Source organism: Micromonospora sp. NPDC047074 (assembly GCF_040643815.1).
Taxonomy (GTDB): domain Bacteria; phylum Actinomycetota; class Actinomycetes; order Mycobacteriales; family Micromonosporaceae; genus Micromonospora.
The window spans coordinates 158,753-183,360 of the sequence record NZ_JBEYVB010000004.1; the positions used below are offsets into that span (position 1 = coordinate 158,753).

Here is a 24,608-nt window from a genome sequence, read left to right on the forward strand (position 1 = left end):
GCAGCGACAGCTCCGTGAGAGCACCCGTAGGTTCGCGCAGGACATGCTCAACGACGATGTGCCCGGCCGCGACCGCACCGGCGAGTTGTGCCGTACGGCGTGGCAGCGCTGCGCCGAGTTCGGCGTACAGGGGCTGCCGTTTCCGAAGGCCGTCGGCGGCCAGGAAGCCTCGTTGCTGGACACGGTGGTGGTGTTGGAGGCGCTCGGCTACGGCTGCCGGGACAACGGGCTGCTCTTCTCCCTCAACGCGCACCTGTGGTCGTGCGCCCTGCCGATCCTGAAGTTCGGGGACGACACGCAGCGCGCGCGATACCTGCCGGCGCTCTGCGACGGGTCACGCATCGGGGTCCAGGCGGTGACCGAGTCCGGCTCCGGCTCGGACGCGCTGTCGGTGGCGACCACGGCCCGGCCGGATGGCGACGACTTCATCCTCGACGGGGCGAAGACCTTCATCACCAACGCCCCGGTGGCCGACGTCTTCGTCGTGCTGGCCGCGCTGCCCGGCGAGTCCCGCCTCGGTGGGCTGTGCGCCTTCGTCGTCGAGCGGGACACACCTGGGCTGTCGGTCAGCCGACCCGTGGCGAAGCTCGGCCTGCACACCTCGCCGATGGGGGAGGTGTATCTCGACGGGTGCCGGGTGCCGGGCACCGCATTGCTCGGCGGTCGCGGCAGTGGCATGACCGTGTTCAACACCACCATCGAGTGGGAACGCAGCTTCGTCCTCGCCACCGCACTCGGCACGATGCAGCGCCAACTCGACGAGTCGGTCGGCCACGCCCGTACGCATCGACGTTTCGGCCAGCCGATCGGCCGGAACCAGGCAGTCTCCTCCCGCATCGTCGACATGCGGGTGCGGCTGGAGGCGGCCCGGCTCCTGCTGTACCAACTGGCGTGGCTCAAGGACCAGGGTCGGCGTACCACCATGGAGTCGTCGATCGTCAAGCTGTTCGTCAGCGAGGCGCTGGTCGCCTCCAGCCTGGCCGCCTTCGACACGCACGGGGCGGCCGGGTACATGGCCGGCACCGAGCAGGAGCGGGATCTGCGCGACGCGCTGGCCAGCCGGATCTATTCCGGGACCTCGGATATCCAACGAAACATCATCGCCGGCATGATGGGCCTCTGATGCCATCACCGAGCACGACAGCCAAGGAGTCAGCGTGGCGGCCATCGCCGACCGGGTCCGAAACTTCGTCGTCCACGACCTCAACTGGTCCGGCGACCCCGCCCAGCTCACCGAGGACTTCCCGCTGATCGACGAGCGGGTCGTGGACTCGCTCGGACTGCTCGGGATGGTCAGCTTCCTGGAGTCGGAGTTCGGCATTTCGGTCGACGACACCGAGATCACCCCGACGCACTTCGGGACGCTCGGCAGCATCGAGCGATACGTCGCCGACAAGCGCGGGTGACCCGGTCCATCGAGGCAGTTGACTGAGACGGTCCGGGCCGGTGAACAGTCCCGTGGAGGCCGCGGTGCCATTCCGATCCGTGCCCGCGGAGTGCGCCCTCGCAACAGCCTCAGCCGAGATCGACCGGCTCGGCCTCACGGCGCGGGCGGCGGTCCTCGGCCCGGCCGCATCGCCGACCATGCGCGTCGCGCTGTTCCGGGACGGAGCACAGGTCGCCGTCGGTGCGGGGAAGGGGGCGGGTCCCCAGGGCGCGGCGAGCGCGTACTTCGAGGCCCTGGAGCGATATCTCATGTCAGCCCGGGACAACCGCCGGTGGACCGCGGACGCCACCAGGCTGGTGCCGGCGAGCGTCGTGGCCGGGCAGTCCGCCCTGGAGTCCGACCTGGTCGTGCGGCGGTGGGCGGCGGAGTTTCCGGACTCCGTCGCGGCGTGCGCCTCCTACGGCGAGATTCGCTATCCCACGTTCCTCACCGATCCGCGCTACTACCGGTGGCCGGTGGCGGGTGACGACGTCCGGCCGTACCGCAGTCTGCTGCGGTACTCGTCCAGCCTGGGCACCGCGGCAGGCGTCGACCTGGCAGAGGCCGTCTACCACGGCCTCTGCGAGCTGATCGAACACGACGGGCTCGGGCAGGCGCTGCTGCGCTGGTACGTCGCCGGAGTACCGGACGTCGACCTCGTGCCGGTCGGGGAACTGCCGGACGGGTTGCGTTCGCTGCACGCGCAGGCCGTACGGGCGGCCGGCGCAGCCGTACACCTGCTCGACGTCACGACCGACCTGGACGTGCCGGTGTACGTGGTGGTCAGCCCGGCGGCCGACGGCGGGCCGACCCGGCTCGGGGCCGGCGCATCGCTCTGGGCCACCGACGCCGCGGCGCGTGCCCTCGGCGAGTTGATCCAGGTCTGTGCGCTCTCCTCAGCTGCCGCCGGCTCGCCTGCTGTCCAGCGTCTGGCGGCCTGGCCGGCACTGCAACGGTGTGCCCTGATGCCACTCGACGAGCTGCTCTCCGGCCCGGTGCGGGCGGTGCCGCTACGCGCGGACGTAGCCGGCGACGGCAGCCCGGGTTGGGGGCTGGGGCACGTCCGGCGGGCTCTGGCCCGGCACGGCATCGACTACCACGTGTGCGAGGTCACGCCAGTCGGCTCACCGATCGCGGTGGCCACCACGATCGCCCCCGGGCTGGAGCGCTTCAGCCTGGTACGGCACGGGGTGCCCGTCATCCCGACCGGGCGGGGGTGGCACCTGTGGCCGTCGCCGGACCGGGCGACGATCACCCGACCAGATCCAGTTCGAACGAGATGAGGAAAGACATGTCTGCTGGCGACTCCCGCTTCCGCACGAGTGACGAGGACGGTGAGCTGAAGGCTCGTCATTCGCCACCGGGCGGCACCCTGTGCTTCCACCCCGCCGACGGGGGCGAAGAGCCGACGGCCCGTAAGGTCGGGCCCGGCGGTGGCGGCAGCATGTGCTTCCGCCCCGGTGACGAGGACGGTGCGCCGACGGCTCGCCTCGCCGACGATCTGGCGGTGGACCTGCACCTCGCGCTGACCAGCATCGACGATCGGCAACTCGCCCTGCTGGGCTGAAGCAGGCCGTGACGCAGCGCACCGAGGCAGCCGGCGTCGAGGGACGCCGGCTGTTCCACCGTGACTTCACCTTCTGGTACCTTGCCCGATCGATCTCGGTCGCCGGGACCGCCGCCAGCGCCGTCGCCCTGCCGCTGCTGGTCTACCGGACGAGCGCCTCCCCGGCGCTGACCGCGGCGGTGGTCGGCCTCGAAGCCCTGCCGTACCTGTTGTTCGGGCTCTTCGCCGGCGCCGCCGCGGACCGCCTGCCACGCAAGCGCATGATGATCATCGCCGACGTGTGCTGCGCCCTCCTGCTCGCCACCGTGCCGGTCGCCGCGCTGTCCGATGCGCTGCCCTCCTGGTACCTGCTCGTCGTGGCGTTCGGCGTGGGCTGCGGTTTCTGCTGGTTCGACGCCGCAGCCTGGGGCTCCTTCGTACGTATCGTCGGCAAGCCGGGGATCACCCGGGCGAACAGCGTCATCTGGTCCACCGAGATCGTGCTGGAGATCGCCGCGCCCGCCGCCGCCGGACTGCTGGCGGCGATCGCCGACCCCACCCTGGTGCTGACCGTCGACGCCGCCACCTACCTGGTGTCCGCCGCGCTGCTCGCCCAGATCCGGACCGGGCTGGACGCGGGGCCGGCGGTGGCCCGCCGGCTGCGGGCCGAGATCGCCGAAGGAGTGCGTCACCTCTGGCGAACGCCGGTCCTGCGTACGCTGACCGCCGCGGGCTTCGGCCTGAACGTCGCTGCCGGCGGCGTGCTGGGTCTGCTCGTCGTCCACGCCGACCAGGCTCTCGGCCTGAGCCCGCAGGACCAGCGCCTGGGTCTGCTCTACGCCGCCGCCGCGGTCGGCGCGCTGATCGCCGCCGTCCTCCTGCCCCGAGCCAGCCGGTGGGCCGGCCAGGGAACGGTGTCCATCACGGGGCTCGTCATCTTCGTCGCGGCCCTCATCGGCCTGGCCGGTACGTCGGCGTTCACCGTGGCCCTGGCCGGTTGGGCGATCTGGGCCGTGGCGCGGCTGACCGTGAACGCGAACGGCATCACCGTGCGCCAACTGCTCACCCCCGATGCGCTGCAGGGCCGCGTCAACACCACCGGGCGCATGCTGGCCTGGGGCGGCACTCCCTTCGGCGCCCTGATCGGCGGGCTGGCCGCAGACACCTACGGGGTCCGGGTCGCGTACCTGATGCTGGCCGTGCCCGTCGTGCTCAGTCTCGCCCTGGTCATCGCCTCGCCGGTGCGTGGCCTGCGGCTCGCGGTCGACTAGCCTGGCCGTCAACTCATCGACCGCGCCCGGCTTCACCGCTGGGACACCCGCCCCACCACCCGCCGCCTCAGGTGACACCTACCGCCGGTCGCTCTTACTCCGCCTGGGCGTCAGGTGTTGACCGGACGTCGGGCGACCAGGCGTACGTGGGTGACCGGCCAGTCCAGCGGCTCGCCCGCCGGGGTGCTGAGGGCGGCCACCGGGGCGAGACGGTTGGTGACGATCCAGTCGTTGCGGGACGTGCCGCTCGCGGCGTCGATCTCGAAGCCGACGTCGGTGAGCAGCGACTTCCAGTCGGCGTACTCCATGCCGCAGAACTGCTCCTGGGTCTCCGACAGCCAGTTGTCGGCGTAGTCCTTGCGGGTGAGGAAGTCCATCGCCGCGCCGAGGGTCAGCTCGACCACGCCGTCCGCCCCGTCCACCGGGCGGTATGCGAACGGGAACCGGTAGTCGACCGCGAACTGGTCCAGCCGAGCCCGGGTCGACAGCGCGCCGACGTACGCCGCCACCTCGGCCGGTGGCACGCTCGCCAGGTCGGTACGTGGCCGGGGCGGGTTGGTGCCGTCCGTCGTGGCCAGCCGCAGGTGTACCGTCCGGTCCCGGCCGTCCGGCCCGCACACGTCACTGTTGATCCACACCCCGCCGGGCACGGTGTGGTCGTAGAGGGCCCGCACGAACCGGCGCAGCGAGGCCATCCGCTCGCCGTACGACCAGATCTCGTGGGTCAGCGCGAAGGTCATCGTGGTGTCCACCGAGCGCGGCGCGAACACCGCCCCGCCGAGCACGTTGCGCCGGTAGAAGAAGACGTTCGGGTTGGTGAACATCCCCTGCGCCTTCTTGTGCACGCACTCCTCGAACAGGTGCCGGGCCACCTCGACGCCGATCAGGTCGCTCTCCCGCAGGGCCGGCTCCCGGTCGGCCAACTCCAGGACGGCGCCCGCACCGCAGCCGACGTCGACGATCCGCCCCGGCCGCACGTGCTCGCGCACCGCGTCCCACTTGCGCTGCGCGGCGTCGCTGAACGCCTCGGCGTACGTGCGGTAGTCGCGGGTGGTGGTCAAGCCGCCCTCATCGCCGACCACCGGGTCGTTGACCACCGAGCGGACCAGCTCGTCGAGCCGGTAGCGGCGGTACACGTCGACGGTCGCGGGGTGGGTGAGGTCCCGCCACGACGGGTCGTCGTCAGCCAGCCGCAGCAGGACGTCCCACGGCCGGACCGGGGTCGGCTCGACGTCGGCCTCCACCCCGGCGATGCGGAAACCGAGCCGTTCGTACATCGCGGCGACCTCCGGCGTCGAGCAGGCGACGACCGTGTCCGCCGGGGTCAGCTCCAGCCCGGTGGACGCCGCGACGGTCTTGAGGGTCACCTCGGCGAACCGGTCGGTCGGCGTGGTGTCGAAGACCGGCACCACCACCGACCGGAGCCCGGCGAGCACGCTGAACCGTTCGATCGCCGCCTCCCGCCGGTGGTACGGGACCGGGTTGCGCCGGGTGTTCTCGTGGTTGGCAGAGGTGACCGCCCAGACCACGGTCGCCCCGCCGGCCGCCTCGTTCCCGGGCGCGCCGTCACCGTCGGCACGGTCGTCGTCGCACTGTGCCGCGAGCTGGCGAAGGTACTCGGCCTGGAACCGGGTCAGCAGGTGGTGACGGCCGGGAAAGAGCAGGTAGCGGGGCATGTCACGTTCCTATCCGATGCCCGGAGCACGCCGCCCGGCAGGGGTCCCCATCGCCGGTGGGGGGCCAGGAGCCCGCCACGGACGGCGCGGACCCTCCCGCATCGCGTCGGCCGCTAGATTGGAGACATCAGCAGTCGACGATCCGATCGCAGCCCGTCCGGAAGCGGCGCCACGTCCCGCACGCCGGACTGGGCCGCGGTGGGCGCGATCGCCGGTGTGGCGGCCACCCTCCTCACGCTGCTCACGTACCTGCTGCCGCGGGAGCCGTCCGTGCCACCGCCTGCCCCGGGAGCCGGAGCGGGCCCAACGGTGTGGCCCGACCCGAGCACACCGGACCGGACCACGCCCGACCAGACGACGCCAACCCCGACGACCACGCCCGAGCCTGGCGTGACGACGCCCCGCCCCACCGCCGGCACGCCGCCGACGTCCGCGCCGGCCCGGCCGCCGTCGATGGCACCGCTGCCGCCCGCCGGCTGCGAGGAGGCGCTCGCGGTCGTCGGCCGGTTCTACCGGACCTCGGGTTCGACCAGGCAGAGCCGGCAGGCCGCCGCCACGACGGCGTACGAGGGCATGATGGGCGCGAGTCTGAACGCCGCAGGGGGCGTCCACCAGGCCACGGTGGCACTCTCGCGGGACTTCTCGGACCTGCGCTTCATCCTGTCGGGCATGGTCGAGGGCGACTACGACGCGGTGCAGGCCAGAACGGACCGCGACGCCCAGACCCTCCGGAACGTCTGCGACACCGGCTGACGGCATCAGGCCCTTTCAGGCGGCCGGGTTCGGGGTGGCGAGGGTTCGGCCCTCGATCAGTTCGCAGGGAAGCAGCCGTTGGCGGTCGCTGCTTCGGCCGTGCAGGATGTCGTCGAGCACCTCGATGGACTGCCAGCCCATCTCTCTGCGGGCGATGTGGAAGCCGGTGTAGTCGAGGTCGGTCTCGATCTGTCGGGTGGGCTCGCCGAGTGCCACCAGGGACAGGTCACCGGGTACCGACAAGCCTCGGGCCCGCGCCGCCTCGGCCATCGCCACCGCCTCGACCAGTTCCTCGCAGAAGACGGCGGTGACCGCGACCGAACGCAGGGCGTCGAGTAGTTCGGACGAGGCCCTGCCGCCGACCGGTTCGTGCCGGCCGTCGATTCCGGTCTCCCGGACCGCGGTGATGAAGCCGGTCAGCCGGTCGACGGCGGACTCGGCGCCGGCGCCGGCACCGACGTACGCCACCGTGCGGTGCCCGAGTTCGACGGCGCGGTGGACGAGGGCGGCGGTGGCCTGGGCGTAGTCCGCGCCGACGTAGGGCACCGGGCCGCCCTCGCCGGAGGGCAGGTAGGCGTCGTCGCGTCGACCGACGGACACGAAGGGCATGTCTCCGGCGACCATCCGGGCCAGTTCGTCGCGGGGGATCTGCCGACCGAGCAGTACGCATCCGTCGGCGAGTCGGATGCGGTTGTTGTCGTGGAAGATCCGCCGGCTGCCGCCGCTCACGGGGGCGCTGGTGAAGAGCAGCAGGTCGCAGCCGATGCTCTCCGCGCACGCCTCGATGCCGGTCAGGAACGGGTGGTAGAAGTTGGCGCTGGTGCTCGGGAACACCGACTCGTAGGTGAACACGCCCAGGATCTGGTTGTGCTGTCGGAGCAGCCGCCGGGCGAGCGGGTCGGCGACGTAACCCGTCTCGCGGATGACCCGTAGCACCCGCTCCCGGGTCTCCACGGCGATCGTCGCACAACGGTCGTTGAGCACGAGTGACACCGTCGTCTGGCTCACTCCGGCCATCCGCGCGATCTCGTGCTGCGTCAGCCTGCCTCGTGCTGCGGACACGGTTGTCGCCCATCTTCTGAAGCGTCAGACATCGGTGAGGATCGTCGCGGAGGATGCTGCCCGGCTCGCCGAACCGGTGTCAAGGGACGCTCGGGGGAGTAATACGTATTACTGGCGTCGATGGTCTTGACCGGGAGTTCCTGCTGATCCAAGACTCAGCGCATCCACCGGCAACGCAAGGAGCCGACATGCCCCCTCACGCCCTCTCCCGCCGCACCCTTCTCCGGACCGCCGGCGCGGGCCTTGCCGGCGCGGGCCTCGCCGCGTTCGGTCGCCCGGCCCACGCCCAGCCCAGGACCCCGCGGCTCGGCCGGATCGCCCTGGTTCCGCTCGACGACCGGCCCTACACCTGGTACGCCCCGCAACAGATCGCCACCGGTGCGGGCTACGACACCCTGCTGCCACCCCGGGAAACCCTCGGGCGGCACTTCGCCCCCGGTGACGGTCGCGCCGTCGGCCGGTGGCTCACCTCGTCCACCAGGCAGGCAGACGCGCTGGTCGTCGCCCTGCCGATGATCGCCTACGGTGGACTGCTCAACTCCCGGAACAGCTCGATACCCGAGACCGAGGTGTTCGCCCGGCTGGCGGCGGTACGGGCCGTCCGGCGCGACCGCCCGCACCGGCGGCTCTACGCCTTCGACACCATCATGCGGCTCACCCCTGAAGGGCCGTGGCGCAACGAGCTGCGGGCCTGGGCGACGGTGAAGGACGAGGTCGACAACCTCGGGATGGAGGAGAAGCGCCCGCAACTGGACACGTTGGAGTCCCAGATCCCGGCCGGCGTCCGCGACGACTACCTGGCCACCCGGGCACGCAACCACCGGGTCAACCTGACGATGATCGAATGGGCGGCCGAAGGGATCTTCGACTTCCTCGTCGTGGGCCAGGACGACGCCACCGGCCACGGCCTGCACCGACCGGAGTCCCAGGCGCTCGCCGCCCGCATCGCCGAGCTGGGCGTCGGTGACCGGGTGGTGATCTACCCGGGCGCCGACGTGGTGGCCGCCCTGCTCATCGCCAAGATCGCAATCAGGGACGCGGACGTGCGTCCCACGGTGAGCGTGGAGTACTCCCGGGTGCCGGGCGAGGACTGGACCGCGCCCTACCAGAACATCCCGTACGCGCAGCTCATCCGGGGCTACGTCGACATCCTCGGCGGGACGGTCGTGGACCGGCCGGAGCAGTCCGACCTGGTCCTGATGGCCAACACGGGCGGCAACTCGGCGTCGGTGGCACCGTTCGCCGACCGTCTGGTGGCCCACGTCCGTGCCGGACGCGTCGTGGCGCTCGGCGACGACGCGATCGCCGGACACTCCGACCGGCGACTGCTGTCCCTGCTCAACGGCCGGATCCGGTACGTCGAGCTGGTTGGCTACTCGGGCTGGAACGTCGGGATCAGCCTCGCCCAGGCGATGTCCCGCCTGGCGCTACGGCAACGCTCGACCCGCGGCGACCTGCCACCCGGGGCATCCGCCACCAACGGTGAGCCGGTCCTGGCCGCCCGGCGGGCGCTCCTGTACGACGCGGCCCGGGCCAGCATCGAACTGTCCGTGTCGGAGCTGGTGCAGACCGATTCGTACCGCAACAACGTGCGCACCGCCACCACCGCCTACGCGTCCGCGCTGGGCGAGCCGGACCCGCAGAACATCGCCACCTACTTCTCCGAGATCAACGCGTACGCGGTCGACAACACCATCCCGTACGCCGAGAAGCTGTTCGCCGACGAGTTCGCCGGGGCCGTGCTCGCCCTCGGCAGCGATGGACGAGCGCCGGTGACTGCCCGGGTGGACCGTCTCGACGCCTGGCACATCCACCTGCCCTGGAACCGCACCGGCGAGATCGCCGCCGAGCCCCGGATCGTCCTGGCACCGGCTCGGGGGCAGCGGTGAGGGCGCGGCTGGCAGGGCTGCTGGTCGCCCTCACCGTCGCCGTCGTGACGCCGGTCCCGACCGCTCCGGCCGTCGCCGCCAACCCGATCCCGCTCGTCGACAGCTACTTCGACTGGCTCGTGGCGTCGTACGACGGGGTGCGCAACGGGTTGCGCCGGGACATCGAACACGTCTACGGCGACCAGCTCGTGGTGGCCGGCAAGACCTGCACCACGGCGAGCCCGTGCACGGTCGGCGGGCCGCAGCAGAGCACCGCCGCCTGCGCCGCGCTCCAGTTCGTCTCGGTCTACCTCGACCAGCGCGCGGCGTACGAGCAGCGGTCGCTGTCGAGCGTGGAGACCGGGCTCATCGACGAGTTCGCCAACGCGGTGCTCGCCCACCGGCTGACCAAGGACCCGACCGCGCCGAAGATCTTCGACGACGCGGTGGCCAGCACCCCGGACGGCCAGATCCGCTACTTCACCTCCTTCGGCAACGCCGCGTGCGGAGAGGCTCTGCTGGCCGCCCACGAGGCCACCGGCGTCCCCGGATACCTCGACGCGGCCACCGGCATCGGCGAGTTCCTGCTCCGCATGCAGGATCCACGCCCCTACTACCTGACCTACGGCGTGCACCCGTTCGTCGACGGAACCGGCCAGCCCACCGCCCCGCCGGGCGGCTACGTGGACCAGATCTCCAGTTGGAGCAACCTCTACTCGACGATCTCCACCTGGAACCTCACGGCGATCGCCTTCATGCAGCGGCTGGAGACGGCCGTGGCACCGCCGGACGACCGGTACGGCCAGTCGGCCGCCACCGCCCGGCAGTTCCTCAGCACGGGGCTCCAACTCGGCGCGGACTGGTACACCTTCGACTTCGACTCTCCCGCCACCAGCCAGAACCGGGTGGTCGCGCAGAGTGCGTACAGCGCGGACTGCCGTGACAACCGGTGGCACCGCAAGGGCTCCTGCACCTACACCAACGGCCAGCTCACCGGCGGGACCCTGGGCACCGACATGATCGAGTACGGGCTGGCCGGACTTTACGACCACGAACGCCAGCTCAACGGTGCCGCCTCCGCGGCTGCCGCCGTGACGACCCTCTACACCACATACACGAGCCTCCCGGGCTGGCACACCGCCTCGGCCAACGACCCGCTCGACTGCGTCGACGACACCACGGCGGGCGTCGTGGACCCGTACTACCCACCGGACAACCAGGGCCCGACGCCGTCGGGTGACGCGTGGGACTACGACCCGCACCTGTCCTTCGGCGGCTTCTTCCGCCTCACCTCGCCGACCGAGAACGCCGAGGCGAAGTACTACGACATCGTCGGCTTCGGCATCCTCGCCGAAGTGCGCAAGGAACTGGTGCCGGCCAAGTTCACCGCCGGCTACCAACGGTTGCAGCAGGCGGACCGGCGGGACGCGCTCTACGCCCTGCTCGACCGCTCGTTGGCCGCGATGTTCCTGCCCGGCACGGACAGCAACGACCTGGACGGCGACAGCGACACCACCGAACGCCTGTGCAAGGGCACCCGGGGCACTCTCCCGGTCGCCCACAACGGGCTCGGCATCCTCAAGGCCATCGGCTACGCCGGCACCCGCTGACGGCACGTCTGGTCCGCTACCGCTGACCTCGTCTCCCACCACCACCGCACGAAAGCGAACCGATGCATCGCACAAGACGACTGACACCCCGCGCTCTCAGCATGATCACCACCGCCTCCGTCACCCTGACCGTCGCGGTCGCCCTCCCGGCCGCTCCGGCGGCTGCCCGCCCGCCCGCCGACCTGGGCAAGCTCGCCGTCGTACCGCTGGATGACCGGCCCTTCACCGCGCACACCCCGGTCGCGGTCGCCGAGGCCGGCGGGCACCAGGCGCTGACGCCCCCGAAGGACCTGCTCGGCGAGTACTTCACCTACGGCCAGGCCGACGCGGTCGCCGCCTGGTGGCGCGCGGCCGCCGCCGACGCGGACGGCTCCGTCGTCGCGGCTCCCATGCTCGCCTACGGCGGCCTGGTCGCCTCCCGGACCTGCCAGACCAGCCTCGCCGACGCCCAACGACGGCTCACCGTGCTGGACGAGGTGAAGCGGAAGAACCCCGACAAGCCCCTCTACGCGTTCGACGTGATCATGCGGCTCACCATCGAGCCGACCAGCAGCTACCCGGGCGTCCACTCCGGCCCGATCCGGCGCTGGGCGATCCTGTCCGACCAGGTGGAGAACCTCGGTCAGGAGGAGCACCGGGCCGAGTACGAGCAGGTCGCCAGCGAGATCCCCGAGGAGATCAAGGCCGACTTCCGCTGTGCTCGGGCCCGGGACCACCAGATCAACCGCGACATGATCGAACGGGTCGCGAACGGCACCATCGACTATCTGATCCTCGGCCAGGACGACGCCACCGAGCACGGCCCGCACCGCCTGGAGAAGGCCGCCCTGGCCGCGCTCGCGGCGAAACTCGGCGTCGAGGACCGGGTCAGGATCTATCCGGGCGCGGACATCCTCGGCGCGCTGCTGGTGGCCAAGCACATCACCGAACGGCTCGGTGCCGCTCCGACGGTCGACGTCGAGTGGTCCCGTACCCCAGGCGACCAGTGGATCGCCCCCTATCAGGACGTCCCCTACGCCACCCTGGTCGACGAGTACCTGCGTACCCTCGGCGCCCGCCCCTCCGACAGCCCTGACGCCGACATCCTGCTGATGGCGAACACGGCCGGGGGCGGAAACCTGGAACCCTTCGCCGACCGGATCCACGACGCGGTGGCCCGGGGCCGGCTCGTCGCGGTCGGCGACGACGCGGTGGCCGGCAAGGTCGACAGCGAGCTACGTGCGTTGCTCGCCCCCAGGATCCGGTTCGGGGAACTGGCCGGTTGGTCCGGCTGGAACATCGGCCTGTCCATCTCCCAGTCGGTGGTCCGCGCGGCGCTGACGCAGGCGAGCCGGACCGGGCGGCTACCGGGCTTCCCGGGGCGCGCACAGGGCATTCCCTTCCAGCAGGCCCGCCAGAGCATCCTGCTGGATGCCGCCACCGCGCACGTCGAGCTGACCCTGCAGGAGCTGGCCCACACCGACGTCTACCGCAACCAGGTGCTCAGCCAGGTCCAGGCGTACGCCCGGGACAACGGCGACGATCCGCAGTACATGACGAAGGTGTTCGAGGGCGCCAACCAACTCGCGGTGCAGCGGACCCGGTCCCTGGCCGACCAGCTCTTCGCCGACGAGTTCGCCGGTACCCCGATCCGAGCCGGCAACGACGGCCGGCACGAGGTCACCGCGGCCGTGCACCGGTTGGAGTCCTGGCAGATGACGCTGGCCTGGTCGCGTTACCAGGAGTTGGAAGCTTTCCCCACGCTCGCCCTGAGCGCGGATCCCACCGACCGCGGCGCGCTGCTCACCGTCTCGGCCCTGCCGCTGCGGACCACGGTCCGGCCGGACTCGGACGTGGACGAACGGGTCACCGCGGTGCTCCGGAACGACGTCGGCGCGCCCGTGACGGCGCGGCTCAGCGTCGTCGTCCCCGACGGGTGGGTCGCGCCGACCCCGACCGAGGTGCGGCTCGAGCCGTTCGCGGTGCGGGAGGTGCCGTTGACCGTGGGGGTCCGCAAGCTCGCGGCCGAGCAGAGCGCCACGGTCACGGTCGAGGTCCCGCACGGCATGTCGTCGGCCGGGCCCCGGCAGTTCGCCGCGAGCGCCACCATGACCTTCGGAGCGGTGTGGCGCAACGTGGCGCTGTCGTCCGAGGGTGCCACCGCCACCGCGTCCGGCTGGTGGCGGCAGTACGCCCCGGCGCACGTGATCGACGGCAACCGGGTCAGCGCCGGTAGCCGCTGGATCACCGACCCGGGTGACAGCCACTGGCTACGCGTCGACTTCGCCGACACGGAACTGGTCGACACCGTGCGGCTGTACCAGTACGGCGGGTACGAGTTGACCGCGTACCGGATCTCCGGTCTCGTCGACGGTGCCTGGCAGCTGCTCACCGAAGTGACCGGAAACGCGACCCAGGTCACCACACACACCGTCACGCCGGTCCGTGCGACCGCCGTCCGCCTCGACGTGCTCGGCAGCCGGGACCGGCAGGCGCGGCTCTACGAGATCGAGGTGACCTGCCGGGACGCGTCCTGCGGCTGACCGTCGACGCGCCGGCCGCGGAGAGCGGCCGCCGCCGGACCGGGCACCGTGTCGCCCCCGAGCCTGATGCCTCGGGGGCGACACGGCCGTCGACGATCGGTAGGACCTGATCCAGGCGGGCATGGCGCAGGATGCGGTGGTTCGGGTTACGCACAACCAGGACTCCGCCGACGCAGGTCAACCACGATCGACGTAGGTGTCAGTGGTCCTGTCACGGTCGTACCTTTCTTCGTGGGCCGGGTGACCTGTCACGCTGCCGCATGGCTCTGGCGATCATCACGCGGCCTGGCGGCGAAGTACCATCCCGCTCATGCGGACGCCCGGGCGAGCGGACTGGTCGATCGATGTAGACGATCCCGTGGTCGGGGTCGGCGAGTTCGTGATGGCGGACGAGGCGGCGTACTGCGCACTCGACCGCCGGCTCAGTCACGCCGAGCTTTCGCTGCACCGCGAGACCGCCAGTGCCCGCCTGTCGGTGGTCGACGTCGCCGACGTCGCGTCGTTCACGTCCGAGTACCGCGACCAACTCGGAATCGGTGACCATCGCGGAGCGGTGCGGCTCATCGGTGGTGGGTTGGGTCAGTTCCGTGCCGGAGTCTGGGCCTCGCCGGTGGCCGAGCCGGACCGGCGGGGGCTGATCACCGATTTGGTACGGCGGGCCCTGGACGGAGCACGCCGGGACGGCGTGGCGGCCGTGTCGCCGTTCGTCGGCGCGGCGGATCTGGAGGCTTTCGTAGCGGCTGCCGGAGGTGTCCGCACCCGTGCTCAGGCGTCGTGGTGTTCCCTGCCGATCGGCGCTGCCGGCGATGTCGACCAGTTCATCGACGCCCAGGAGCGAAAGTGTCGCCAGACCTGGCGACGGGACCAGCGCGACGCCGAACTGCTCGGCCTGACCTACGACGTGGTGCCGCTCGCCGACGAGCATCTCAGGGCGGCGGCTCCGCTGGTGGCCGACGTGGCCCGGCGTAACGGGCTGGACGAGCACGTGCGGATCGCCCAGTGGCGGGTGAAGAACTACCTGAGGCGGCCCGGCCGTCACTTCCTGATCCGAAGTTCGGCCGGCGGTCGGGCGCTGGCGTACACGGTGTGCCGCCGATGGGGCCGCACGCTCGACGCCCACACCGTGGGGCTCGACGGGGGCGCCCCGCAGCGGCGGTCGGTCTACCACTTCGCGGCGTACCTGGCCCCGCTACGTGTCGCGATCTCCGCCGGGCTCCGGCGCCTGGACCTCGGTCTCGCCCACGAACAACCCAAGCTGGTACGCGGGTGTGAGGCCGAACCCATGTGGTTCGTCGACTACCGGGGCTAGCCACGCCCCGGCGGAGCTACCGGGGATCGCCAGCCGTGGCCGCGCCGTCGCGGAGCAGCCGCACCACCGTTGCCCGGTCGAGTTTGCCCGAGACCGTCCGCGGCAGATCCTCGCCCAGCACCACGTACCGGCTCGGCCGGTACAGCGGTGGCAGCTCGTCGGCGATCCGGCGCCGGAGGTCGTCAGGATCGTGGTGGTCGCCAGCCAGTACGGCCACCAGGTTGACCGTACCGGCCCGGTCGGGCACGGCGACCGCCGCGACCTGGTGACTTCCGGTCACGCGCCGCAGAGCCGCCTCGACATCACCCAGCTCGATCCGTACGCCGCGCACCTTGACCTGGGAGTCGCGACGACCGAGGAACGCCAGCCCGTCCGGGCCCTCCTCGAACACGTCGCCGGTCCGGTACATGCGGACCCCGTCGCGGAGGACGAACGCTTCGTCGGTGGCGCTGCGGTTTCCGACGTAACCCTCCGCCAGGAGGCCGCCGAGCAGCAGCTCGCCGTCGCCGTGCTCGTCCCGTTCGATGCGGTACGTGGACGGCGCGATGGGCTGCCCGGTCGGTGCTGACCCCTCGCCGAGCGTATGGGTGTACCGCCACGTCGTCGCGTAGATCACCGCCTCCGTCGGCCCGTAGTGGTTCCAGACCGCACCTGCGGTGGCCGCGAGTTCGTTCGCCAGCCGACCCGGCAGCGCCTCGCCGGCACTCCACACCGAGGTCGCCGCAGATGGTGACCAGCCGAGCGAGGCCATCAAGCCGAACATCGTGGGCGTCGCCTGGATCACGGTAGGTGGCTGCGCGGCGAGCCACCGCACCAGGGCCCCGACGTTGGTGCGGGCCGTCCGACGTGGAAACCGCGCCTCACCGCCCGCCAGCAGGGGCACCAGCGTCTCGACCCAGCTGATGTCGAAGCTGGGAGAACTCAGGCTCGGGATCGAGTCCCGCTCGGTGAATTCGAGATACTCGGCGAAGGTCGCGATCCGGGTGCAGAGGTTGTCGAGCCGGACGTGCACACCCTTCGGCACGCCGGTGCTGCCGGAGGTGAACATGACGTAGCCGGGCTGGTCACCGAGGTCCGGCCGCTCGGTGTCGGCCAGCCGGCTGGGGCGGTAGGCCTCGGCGTTCGTCCGGTCGCGGTCGACCGCGACGACGGCGTTGGCGCCGGCCGTCCTGAGCATCTGCTCGCGCCGCTGCGGCGGTGTGGCCGGGTCGATCGGAACCACGATGGCGCCGAGACTCCATGCCGACAGGCTCACCACCAGGTTCGCGAACGGGTCGGAGGTCTCGACGGCGATCACCGCGCCCGAGACGTCGGAGGTCACCGCGTTCAGCTCGTCACCGACGCGCGACAACAGGGACCTCAGCTCGCCGGGGGCGAGGGGGCCCTCCGGTTCGAGCGTGACCCGGGGTCCGCTCCGGTCGCCGAACGCCTCGCTCCACGAACCGGAGGTGACGGCCGACAGCCAGTCGCGCCCTGTCATTCCACGGGGACGATCTTGCCGGCCATCTCGGCGAGGTTCTCGCTCTCGAACACGACCTCCATGTCCAGTACGAGTCCGTGGTCGGCCTCGAGAGCGGACACCAGCCGGACGGCGTCGACCGACGTCACGCCCAGCGCGAACAGGTCGTCCTCCGGGGTGAGCGACTTCATGTCGAACACCGACTGCGCCGTGACCAGCAGAATCGTCTGGATCGAGTCGTCGTCCATGGGCCAGTCCTCCCCGCCATGGTGAATGGGTTTCCAGATGCTAGCCAGCGACACAGGCCTGCGGAAGCGCCGGACGGCTATGATGACCATCATTCATCTCACGTGATTCACGTCTATGTCCGGGATCAGGTGAGCGGGCAACGGAGGGAACCTGTGCAGACACAATCCGTGTCCGTCGCCACCCTGCGCGACGGTCGGCGCGGCGTCGTCGTGGCCGTCGACTTCGGGGGAGTGCGCGAGGAGGCTGGCTTCCCGGACCTGCTGCCGCACCTGTCGATCGAGCACACTGTGCTGGTGCCGCAGACGACCGTCGAGATCGACGGCGACTGGGAGGGCATGCGGCGGCGCCAGCTGGAGTCCTGGGTGGACGGCATCCGGTCGTACGGCCAGCCGGTCTCCGCGGTGCTCGGTTACTGTGCCGGCTCCGCGATGGCGACCCGGCTGGCCATCGAGTTGGCCGATGGCGCTGGTGGGCCCGCGTTGGTTCTACTGGACCCGTCGTGGCCGACCCGTGACGTCCTCATCGAGGCGCACGACGTCGCCGTCGAGCGGCTGCTGGACCCGGTTCGGGACCCGGCCGTCCGCGAATCGCTCCGCGCCGCGGTGCCGGACCAGGAGGATCCGACCCGGCTCGCGCGAGCGCTCGTCACGCACTATGCCGAGACCGCCTGGCGGGTCGCGGCCCACCTCCGGCTGACCGAGACGCCGGTCCGGAAGCTCATCGCACGGATCGAGCGGCACCTGAGCTATCTCCTGGTCGCGGCGGGTGAGGCAGCGGATCTCGCGACCCGGGACGCCCTCCCGCCGCCCGGTGCGGTGCTGACGATTCTGTCCGTGGCCACGCCCGACGAGGTCGCGTGGCTTCCTGGCACCACCGTACGAACCGAGCTGCCCCGGCCCCGTCTACTCGCCGAGCCGGCCGTCGCCAGCCGGGTCGACGGTTTCGTGAGGCACCACGACGCCGACGGCGCCGGAGGCGGCAGGTAGGTTACTCACCTGGTCGGCGGCAGTGCCCTGGAGGTCAGCATGTTGCCGGGGATCTCGGTCCAAGCCATGATTCCTCATCTCGTCCGAAATGTGAGCGGCGCTTTCCTCACGCTATCAGAGATCATCTAATGTCTATCGATGGCGTAATAATGCAATTGTTACCGCCATTTATTGAACCCGACTCCCAAGGTGGTGGACCCGCCAACGGGATCGGTGCGTTTTCCAAGCTGATCTCGCAGCTCGGAACAGGTGCGTCGGGCCACGGCCCGGCGGCTCGGCGCGCCGGGCTGCCAGCATCGGCTGGGCGGCATCGCCGGGTTGACGTCGGCGTTCAGGTAGGTTCGAGCCCATGATCGAGATTGCCGACTTCGTACCGCACGGTCCCATGGAGCCCGAGCTGATCGAGGAGTATCGGGGTCGCGTGCCGGACGATCTCGTCGAGGTCTGGGAGCGGTACGGGTACGGGACGTTCGGCGAGGGCTTCCTGCGGGTGCTCAACCCGAAGGCGTACGAGGACGAGGTCGCCGACTGTATCGGCAAGACCCAGGGCGACGGGATCGCGATCCCGGTCATGGTGACCGGGTTGGGCGACCTCATTACCTGGGAACCCAGCATAGGCAGCTTGGTCGGAATTCTGTATCGCGAGGGTCGCACGGTCGGGCTCGGCAGCGTGAAGACGTTCCTCGGGCTGACACGTCTTGACGGAGCCGAGCATCTCTCGGACACGTTCAACTGGGACATCTTCCCGAAGGCGGTCGCGGCGCACGGGGAGTTGCCGTACGACGAGTCGTTCATCTTCGTGCCGCTGCTGTCGATGGGCGGACAGGCGAAGGTCGAGAACCTGCACAAGCGCAAGACCATCACCTCGATCCAGGTCGCCGTGGACCTCCAGGGCGTCATCGGGCACTGACCCCGGCCCCTTCGCTCCCGGCATGCCCGCGGCCCGGCGAGCGAACTCGTCGGAGCCGGAGGCGGTGTCCGGCAGGCGCCGTGCGGGGCCGAGTGCCAGCTGCTACCTGGCCTTCGGGGCGGCGGAATCGGGAGAAGTCGGGCGGCGGATGGGGCCACCACCGAAGATGGCAGTAGCTGATCGACGCCCGGAGGTGAGTGGTGTCCTTCTCCCGCCGGCCGGTGCGGCGGCTGACCCGCGAGGTCTACGACCGGCTCCGTACGTATCTCGTCGTCGCACTCCAGGCGGGTCTGGCTGCCGGGCTGTCGTGGTTCCTCGCGCACGACGTCCTACAGCTCAAGCAGGCGGTGTTCGCGCCGGCCGCCGCCGTCGGCACCGTGGCGGCCTCCCTGGGCGACCGCGTCCGGCGCACTGCGGAACTCATCGGTGGGGTCATCCTCGGGGTGCTGGTGGGGCAGATGATCATCAACCTGATCGGTGTCGGGCCGGTGCAGACCGGATTCATAGTGGCCCTCGCCATCTCCGTGGCGGTCGCCTTCCGCGGCAGCGGCGCCATCATCGTGCAGGCCGCGAGCACGGCGGTGCTGCTCGGCACCATCTCTCCGCTGCACCAGCACCTGGGTGTGCCGCGGACCGTGAACGCGCTGATCGGCGGGCTGACCGCCGTCGTGGTGGCGCTGTTGCTCCTGCCGCTGAATCCCGTCCGGGTGGTCCAGCGAGCCGCGGGCAGGACGCTGGACATCTTCACCACCGAACTGAGCGCTGCCGCCACCGCCATCGCCGAGCGCAACGACCGGCAGTTGGAGGAGACCCATCGGCGCCTGTGCGCCGCCGAACAGCCGAAGCAGCAGGGCTACGGAAGCCTCGGAGCGGCGCTGGAGGTCGCCAGACTGTCACCGTGGCACCGCAGGCGCAGGGCGGTCGTCCAGCGGTACGAGCGCGCGGCGCAACATTTCGACCAGGCCTACACCAGCAGCCGGGAGACGGTCCGGTGGGCATTGCGGGCGATGCGTGCGGGTGAGTCGATACCGGCTCACCTGCCTGCGTCGATCGAGCACCTGGCTCAGGCGGTACGGCTGTTGCACAGGGATTTCGTCGCGATGCGTGAGCCCGACATCGAGCGTGTCGAGCAGGGTATCCGGGAGGTCGACCGGGCAGCCGCCGCGGGTGTCCAGTTCGCCGCTCAGGTCGCGATCTACCAGCAGCGCCTCGCGCTCAGCGCCCTGCTGCAGGCGGCGGGAGCGGAGCAGCCGGAAGCCAACCGTCGAGTGGGGCTTCCGAACGAGGTCTGAACCTGATCTGAGGTCGCGACGACTGACGCCACACCTACCCCGCTGCCGTGGGACGGCCGCACCGGGCGCCGACCGCGTCGGTCAGCCCCGGCGGGTCACCCCGCCGGACGGACCGGTGCGCCGGCGGACGGCCGCGGGTACGTGTGGAAACCGCTGCCGCTCTTGTGTCCGTACCGGCCCGCGTCCACCATTTCCCGCAGCATGCGCCCGGGTCGGAAGCGGGGGTCGCCGGTGCACTCGAACAGCACCAGGAGGGTGTCCACGACGGTGTCCAGGCCGATCAGGTCGGCCGTGCGCAGCGGGCCCATCGGGTGCCCGAGGCAGTCCCGGAAGACCCGGTCGACGGTCTCGGCGTCGGCGGTGCCCTGGCCGAGGACCTCGGCGGCCTCGTTGACGGTGAGCATCAGCACGCGGTTGAGCACGAAGCCCGGCCCGTCGGCGACCACGATGCCGGTCTTGCCGATCGTGGCGAGCAGGTCGAGGGTGCGCCGCAGGGTCTCCGCGTCGGTCCGTGGCGCCCGCACCACCTCGACGCTGTCCTTGAGCGGCGCGGGATTCATGAAGTGCGTCCCGACGACCCGCTCCGGCCGGCGGGTGCAGGCGGCGAGCCGGTCGATCGGGATGGCGGAGGTGACCGAGGCGAGCACCGTCTGTGGTGGACAGACCGCGTCCAGCTCGGCGAAGATTCGTTCCTTCAGCGGGATGCGTTCCGGTGCGCACTCGACGACGTACCCGGCCCGGTGCAGCGCGGCGGTCCGGTCGGTCCAGCTGATCCGCTCGACGACCCGGGCCACCGGCTCGTCCGCGTGGCGTGCGCCCAGCAGCCGGGCCTGCCGCAGCTCGGTGCGCAGCCGGGTCCGCGCCGCCGCCAGCCCGGCCGCCGATGCGAGCGCCGGGTCGACCACGACCACGTCGTACCCGCCGGCGGCGAGGCACTGGGCGACGCCGAGCCCCATCGTGCCGGCGCCGACCACGCCGACGGTCCCGTCCACGCCGTCGCCGTGCGCGGCGTACGCGTCCGGCCCGGCGTCGCCCGGTCCGGTGGTCTCCTGCCCGGTCACGCCGCCACCACCCGCACCGGGTGCGACCGCGCGGCCGGCGGCCGGGCCGGATCGATCGCCAGCGTCCACTTGTCGCCCGCGTCGTCCTCGACGGCGAAGCCGGCGAAGCGCAGGGTGACCAGCATCTGGCGGTTGGCCGCGGTGGGCACGAACTCCGCCACCGGTCGCCGGCCCGCGGCCAGGGCGGTGTGCACGAGGTGGTCCAGCAGCGCCGCGCCCGCACCGCGGGACAGCACCCGGCACGACATCAGCAGCAGCCGCAGTACGGTCGCGGCCGGCCGCAACTCGGTGACGGCCAGCCCGACGGTGCCGTAGGAGCCGAACCGGTCGCGCAGCCGCGCCACCAGCACCTCGTGCCGGGGCGACGCGCACAGCGCCCGCAGCTCCGCCGGGCTGAACGTGACGCCTGTGGTGTTCAGCTGATGGGTGCGTACGGTCAGCTCGTGGGCCCGGGCGAGGTCGGCCGGGCCGGCCCGGCGCACCCGCAGCACCAGCCCGAGCGAGGCGAGGAACTCCGCGGGCGGCCCGGCGTGCGCGGCCTCGGCGGCCCGGCGCCGGTCGTCGACCCGGTAGAGCTGGCGGCGCCGCCGCGACTCCTCGGTGCCGGGCCCGGAGGTGAACTCGGGTCGGGCCGGCAGGTCGGCGACGGCGTCGGCCGGGTGGCAGCGTACGGCCGGCAGCGCGGTGGCGACCTCGGCGCGCTCCACCGGGTCGTTGTCGACGAACGCGACCGCGTCCAGGCCGATGCCCAGGTCGGCGGCGATCCGGGCGACCGCCTCGGACTTGGCGCCCCAGCCCACCTCGACCCGGGTGAACAGGTCGAGCAGGCCGTGCGCGGCGAGGTGGGCGGCGGCGGGGGCGCGCTCGCCCCGGCTGGCCACGGCGTGCAGGACGCCACGCCGGTCCAGGGCGCGCAGCGTGCGTACCGCGCCGGGGAACGGCACCGGGTCGTCGCCCTCCAGCACGACGCCGTCCCACAGCGTGTCGTCGAGATCCCAGACCAGGCACTTCACCAGCGTGGTCACCGTCGTCCTCCTGATCCCGTCGCACGGGTCCGCCGCAGCAGATGGTCGGCGACGTGCAGCTCGGCCACCTGGGCGGAGCCCTCGATGATCTCCATGACCTTGGCGTCCCGGTAGAACCGGCCGGCCCGGCTCTCCGGGGCGCAGCCGGCCGCGCCGAGCACCTGCACGGCCGTGCCGGCGACCGAGGCGGCGGTGCGGGCCGCCGCGTACTTCGCCGCGACCGTGCCGGCGATCGCGTCGGGGGCACCGGCGGCCCGCCACCGGGCTGCCCGGGCGGCGAGTTCCCGCGCGGCGGCGGTCTCCACGGCGGCCCGACCCAGCAGCGCGCGTACGGTCTGGTGCTCGGCGAGCAGGGTGCCGCCCTGCCGGCGGGTGAGTACGTGTTCGGCCATGTCGCGCAGGCACGCCTCGGCCATCCCGACGCAGCCCCAGCCGACCGTGAACCGCCCGTGGTCCAGTGCGGTGGCCGCGACGTGCGACAGGCCGAAGCCGGGCGGCGCGACGCGGTTCGTCGCGGGGACCCGGACGCCGTCGAGCCGGATGTGGGCCAGTTGGGCGGCGCGCAGGCCGAGCTGGCCCTCGACCGGCTGCCGGGTGACGCCGGCCCGGTCGGTCTCGACCAGCACGGCGGTGTGCCGGCCGTCCAGCACGCCGAGCACCAGCACCACGTCGGCGACCTGCCCGAAGCTCACCCAGCGCTTGACGCCGGTCAGCTCCAGGGTGGGCTCCCGGCCGTCGACGACGGCGCGGACGCGGGTGTCGACGGCGGCCAGGTCGCTGCCCGCGCCGGCCTCGGTGGCGGCGAAGCCGGCGAGCAGCTCGCCCCGGGCGAACGCGGGCAGCCAGCGCGTCCGCTGCTCGGCGGTGCCCCAGCGCAGCACGGCCGCCGCGACCATGGCCTGCACGGTGACCAGCGCCCGCAGCGCGCCGCACACGCCGCCGAGCCGGGCGCACAGCTCGCCGACCTGCGCCGGGCTGGCGCCGAGACCCCCGTAGCCGACCGGCAGGTCCGCGGTGAGCAGCCCGGCCTTCGCCGCGGCCCCGCGTACCGCGACGGGCAGCGCGCCGTCGCGGTCCCAGCGGGCCGCCTGGCCGCACGCCGCCGCCGCGAGGTCCGCGCCGAGGCCGTCGAGCGCCGACGGGGCGGACGTGGCGGTCACGCCGCCAGCCCGGCCCGGCCGGCCAGCTTCGCGAGCACGAAGTCGGTCAGCCGGGAGATCGTGCGGAAGTGGCCGAGGTCGAGGTCGGCCACCTCGACCTCCAGGTCGAAGCGCTGCTCCACGAAGACCACCAGCTCGATCGCGAACAGCGAGTTGAGCAGGCCGAGCGCGAAGTAGTCCTCGTCGGGGCCGATCGGCCCGGACAACGCCGGGGCGATGAAGTCGTGCAGCTCCCGCGCCACCGTGGCCCGGTCGGGTGCGTCCATCCCCACTCCCATCTCAGTCCACCGTCTCCGGGGACACCGGCTCGCCGTCGAACTCGACAAGCACCAGGCTCCAGGCGGCCACGGGGCTGGAGTTGACCAGTACGGCCCGCTGGCCGCCCCGCAGCCGCCCCGCCCCGATCTCGGTCGCCAGGTTCAGCAGCACGTCGTTCGGGCCGAGGTGGCCCAGCTCGCGCAGGTTGTCGTGGCAGGCCGAGGCGACGCTCACGCCGAGCGTCTCCTCGACGAAGCGGAACGCGCCCGTGGAGAGGTTGTGGCTCACGTGCCGGGCGATGTCCGCCGGCGCAAGCCCGTTGCGTTCCAGCAGGCGCCGGTACATCTCGCGCAGCCGGTTGCGGCTCTCCAGCGCCAGCTGGAAGGAGTACTCCCGAGGGTCGCGGCACTGCTCCGTCCAGCGGGCCGACGGGCGGTCCCGGAAGTCCACCCGGAACAGGTCCCAGTAGCGGCCGTCGGTCTCCTGCAGCACGTCGAGCACCCGCAGCGGCCCGTCGCGCGAGACGACCGCAGCCATCCCGCCGTCGCCGCTGACGGTGACCGGATGCCGGTAGCGTCGTGGCGTGGCCGGCGTACTGCCGTGCACGACGAGGACGTCGGACAGGTCCGGGTCGGCGGCCAGCAGGCCGCGCGCCACCAGCAGCGCCGGCGTGACCGACACGCAGCCCAGCCCGCCGACGGAGAACGTCAGCGCCCGGTCGGCGCCGAGGTGCGCCTGGAGCCGGGTCTCGGCGGAGCTGACCAGTGTGGCCGGCGCGCGGGACTCCACCACGACCAGCGCGCCGACCCGCTCCGGGGCCAGCCCGGCGGCGGCCAGGGCCCGGCTGGCGGCTCCCGCGGCCAGGTCGAACGCGTCCAGCCCCGGGTCGGCGCGGACGCGGTCGATGCCGAGGCCGGCGCAGAGTTCCCGCTCGCCCGGCCCGAGGTACGCCAGCTCCGGCAGCTCCGCCACCGCCACCGACCGGTGCGGCAGGAAGGACGCCATGGTCCGTACCGCCATCGTTGCGGGCATGTCGCCGCCCTTCGGTCGCAGGGGCCGTCGTGGGTGTCGCGTCGCGGGCCGCCGGGCCGGTGTCCCGGTCCGCCGACCCGGTGCCACTGTGCCGAGCACGGCGGGCGGCGGGACAGAGAAGGACCGGCACAGG

22 protein-coding genes are annotated in these 24,608 nt (G+C 71.9%); 13 read left to right on the forward strand and 9 right to left on the reverse strand.

Translation table 11 applies throughout. The features are described 5' to 3' along the window. Positions 1-43: 43 nt before the first annotated feature. The 5 genes from ABZ809_RS09345 to ABZ809_RS09365 all read left to right on the forward strand — a co-directional run bounded on the left by ABZ809_RS09345 (position 44) and on the right by ABZ809_RS09365 (position 4,243). The gene (locus ABZ809_RS09345; protein WP_357561971.1) at positions 44-1,123 is read left to right on the forward strand and encodes an acyl-CoA dehydrogenase family protein; all 1,080 of its coding nucleotides are present in this window, start codon (positions 44-46) and stop codon (positions 1,121-1,123) included. A 34-nt stretch (positions 1,124-1,157) separates the two neighbouring features. Then, a complete protein-coding gene (locus ABZ809_RS09350) occupies positions 1,158-1,406 on the forward strand; it encodes an acyl carrier protein (RefSeq protein ID WP_357561972.1) in 249 nt (82 codons plus the stop codon). A gap of 64 nt (positions 1,407-1,470) precedes the next feature. Continuing rightward, the gene (locus tag ABZ809_RS09355; protein ID WP_357561973.1) at positions 1,471-2,709 is read left to right on the forward strand and encodes a YcaO-like family protein; all 1,239 of its coding nucleotides are present in this window, start codon (positions 1,471-1,473) and stop codon (positions 2,707-2,709) included. 8 nt (positions 2,710-2,717) lie between these two features. Next, positions 2,718-2,993, forward strand: a complete 276-nt coding sequence (locus ABZ809_RS09360; protein ID WP_357561974.1) for a hypothetical protein — start codon at positions 2,718-2,720, stop codon at positions 2,991-2,993. Between the two features lie 8 nt (positions 2,994-3,001). Further along, positions 3,002-4,243 (forward strand): MFS transporter, encoded by a 1,242-nt coding sequence (locus ABZ809_RS09365; protein WP_357561975.1) that lies wholly within the window; start codon positions 3,002-3,004, stop codon positions 4,241-4,243. Positions 4,244-4,353: 110 nt separating this feature from the next. Here ABZ809_RS09365 and ABZ809_RS09370 read toward each other — a convergent pair whose 3' ends face one another. After that, positions 4,354-5,919 (reverse strand): class I SAM-dependent methyltransferase, encoded by a 1,566-nt coding sequence (locus ABZ809_RS09370; RefSeq protein WP_357561976.1) that lies wholly within the window; start codon positions 5,917-5,919, stop codon positions 4,354-4,356. Between the two features lie 390 nt (positions 5,920-6,309). On the opposite strand from ABZ809_RS09370, the gene ABZ809_RS09375 reads away from it, so the two are divergent. Next, the gene (locus tag ABZ809_RS09375; RefSeq protein WP_357561977.1) at positions 6,310-6,672 is read left to right on the forward strand and encodes a hypothetical protein; all 363 of its coding nucleotides are present in this window, start codon (positions 6,310-6,312) and stop codon (positions 6,670-6,672) included. Between the two features lie 15 nt (positions 6,673-6,687). Here the strand turns inward: ABZ809_RS09375 and ABZ809_RS09380 are convergent, their stop codons facing one another. Then, positions 6,688-7,734 (reverse strand): LacI family DNA-binding transcriptional regulator, encoded by a 1,047-nt coding sequence (locus ABZ809_RS09380; protein ID WP_357561978.1) that lies wholly within the window; start codon positions 7,732-7,734, stop codon positions 6,688-6,690. A 188-nt stretch (positions 7,735-7,922) separates the two neighbouring features. Between ABZ809_RS09380 and ABZ809_RS09385 the strand changes: the two genes are divergently transcribed. The 4 genes from ABZ809_RS09385 (at position 7,923) to ABZ809_RS09400 (ending at position 15,043) form a co-directional block, all read left to right on the forward strand. Beyond that, the gene (locus ABZ809_RS09385; protein ID WP_357561979.1) at positions 7,923-9,623 is read left to right on the forward strand and encodes a DUF4127 family protein; all 1,701 of its coding nucleotides are present in this window, start codon (positions 7,923-7,925) and stop codon (positions 9,621-9,623) included. After that, a complete protein-coding gene (locus tag ABZ809_RS09390) occupies positions 9,620-11,212 on the forward strand; it encodes a hypothetical protein (protein ID WP_357561980.1) in 1,593 nt (530 codons plus the stop codon). Before ABZ809_RS09385 ends, ABZ809_RS09390 begins: the two co-directional genes overlap by 4 nt. A gap of 101 nt (positions 11,213-11,313) precedes the next feature. After that, on the forward strand, positions 11,314-13,734 hold the full coding sequence (locus ABZ809_RS09395) for a DUF4127 family protein (protein ID WP_357561981.1): 2,421 nt from the start codon (positions 11,314-11,316) through the stop codon (positions 13,732-13,734). A 310-nt stretch (positions 13,735-14,044) separates the two neighbouring features. After that, the gene (locus ABZ809_RS09400; RefSeq protein ID WP_357561982.1) at positions 14,045-15,043 is read left to right on the forward strand and encodes a hypothetical protein; all 999 of its coding nucleotides are present in this window, start codon (positions 14,045-14,047) and stop codon (positions 15,041-15,043) included. Positions 15,044-15,059: 16 nt separating this feature from the next. On the opposite strand, the gene ABZ809_RS09405 is transcribed toward ABZ809_RS09400, so the two are convergent. Beyond that, a complete protein-coding gene (locus ABZ809_RS09405) occupies positions 15,060-16,523 on the reverse strand; it encodes an AMP-binding protein (RefSeq protein WP_357561983.1) in 1,464 nt (487 codons plus the stop codon). Continuing rightward, positions 16,520-16,750, reverse strand: coding sequence for an acyl carrier protein (locus tag ABZ809_RS09410; protein ID WP_357561984.1), 231 nt, complete (start codon positions 16,748-16,750; stop codon positions 16,520-16,522). Before ABZ809_RS09410 ends, ABZ809_RS09405 begins: the two co-directional genes overlap by 4 nt. A gap of 153 nt (positions 16,751-16,903) precedes the next feature. On the opposite strand from ABZ809_RS09410, the gene ABZ809_RS09415 reads away from it, so the two are divergent. The 3 genes from ABZ809_RS09415 (at position 16,904) to ABZ809_RS09425 (ending at position 19,939) form a co-directional block, all read left to right on the forward strand. Beyond that, a complete protein-coding gene (locus tag ABZ809_RS09415; protein WP_357561985.1) occupies positions 16,904-17,737 on the forward strand; it encodes a hypothetical protein in 834 nt (277 codons plus the stop codon). A 349-nt stretch (positions 17,738-18,086) separates the two neighbouring features. Further along, positions 18,087-18,647 carry a T6SS immunity protein Tdi1 domain-containing protein gene (locus ABZ809_RS09420; RefSeq protein WP_357561986.1) on the forward strand — a complete coding sequence of 187 codons (561 nt, stop codon included), beginning with the start codon at positions 18,087-18,089 and terminating at the stop codon, positions 18,645-18,647. A 221-nt stretch (positions 18,648-18,868) separates the two neighbouring features. Beyond that, positions 18,869-19,939, forward strand: a complete 1,071-nt coding sequence (locus tag ABZ809_RS09425; protein WP_357561987.1) for an FUSC family protein — start codon at positions 18,869-18,871, stop codon at positions 19,937-19,939. A 95-nt stretch (positions 19,940-20,034) separates the two neighbouring features. Here ABZ809_RS09425 and ABZ809_RS09430 read toward each other — a convergent pair whose 3' ends face one another. Genes ABZ809_RS09430 through ABZ809_RS09450 form a run of 5 tightly spaced genes read right to left on the reverse strand, consistent with a single transcriptional unit; the run spans position 20,035 to position 24,475 of the window. Beyond that, positions 20,035-21,000, reverse strand: a complete 966-nt coding sequence (locus ABZ809_RS09430) for a 3-hydroxyacyl-CoA dehydrogenase family protein (protein WP_357561988.1) — start codon at positions 20,998-21,000, stop codon at positions 20,035-20,037. Next, entirely contained in the window at positions 20,997-22,025 is a 1,029-nt protein-coding gene (locus ABZ809_RS09435) for an HAD-IIIC family phosphatase (protein WP_357561989.1), read from the reverse strand. Before ABZ809_RS09435 ends, ABZ809_RS09430 begins: the two co-directional genes overlap by 4 nt. Next, positions 22,022-23,185: an acyl-CoA dehydrogenase family protein gene (locus ABZ809_RS09440; RefSeq protein ID WP_357561990.1), complete on the reverse strand. Its 1,164-nt coding sequence runs from the start codon at positions 23,183-23,185 to the stop codon at positions 22,022-22,024. Before ABZ809_RS09440 ends, ABZ809_RS09435 begins: the two co-directional genes overlap by 4 nt. Beyond that, the gene (locus ABZ809_RS09445) at positions 23,182-23,451 is read right to left on the reverse strand and encodes a phosphopantetheine-binding protein (protein ID WP_357561991.1); all 270 of its coding nucleotides are present in this window, start codon (positions 23,449-23,451) and stop codon (positions 23,182-23,184) included. Before ABZ809_RS09445 ends, ABZ809_RS09440 begins: the two co-directional genes overlap by 4 nt. Positions 23,452-23,464: 13 nt before the next feature. Further along, entirely contained in the window at positions 23,465-24,475 is a 1,011-nt protein-coding gene (locus ABZ809_RS09450; protein WP_357561992.1) for a 3-oxoacyl-[acyl-carrier-protein] synthase III C-terminal domain-containing protein, read from the reverse strand. Positions 24,476-24,608: the final 133 nt, after the last annotated feature.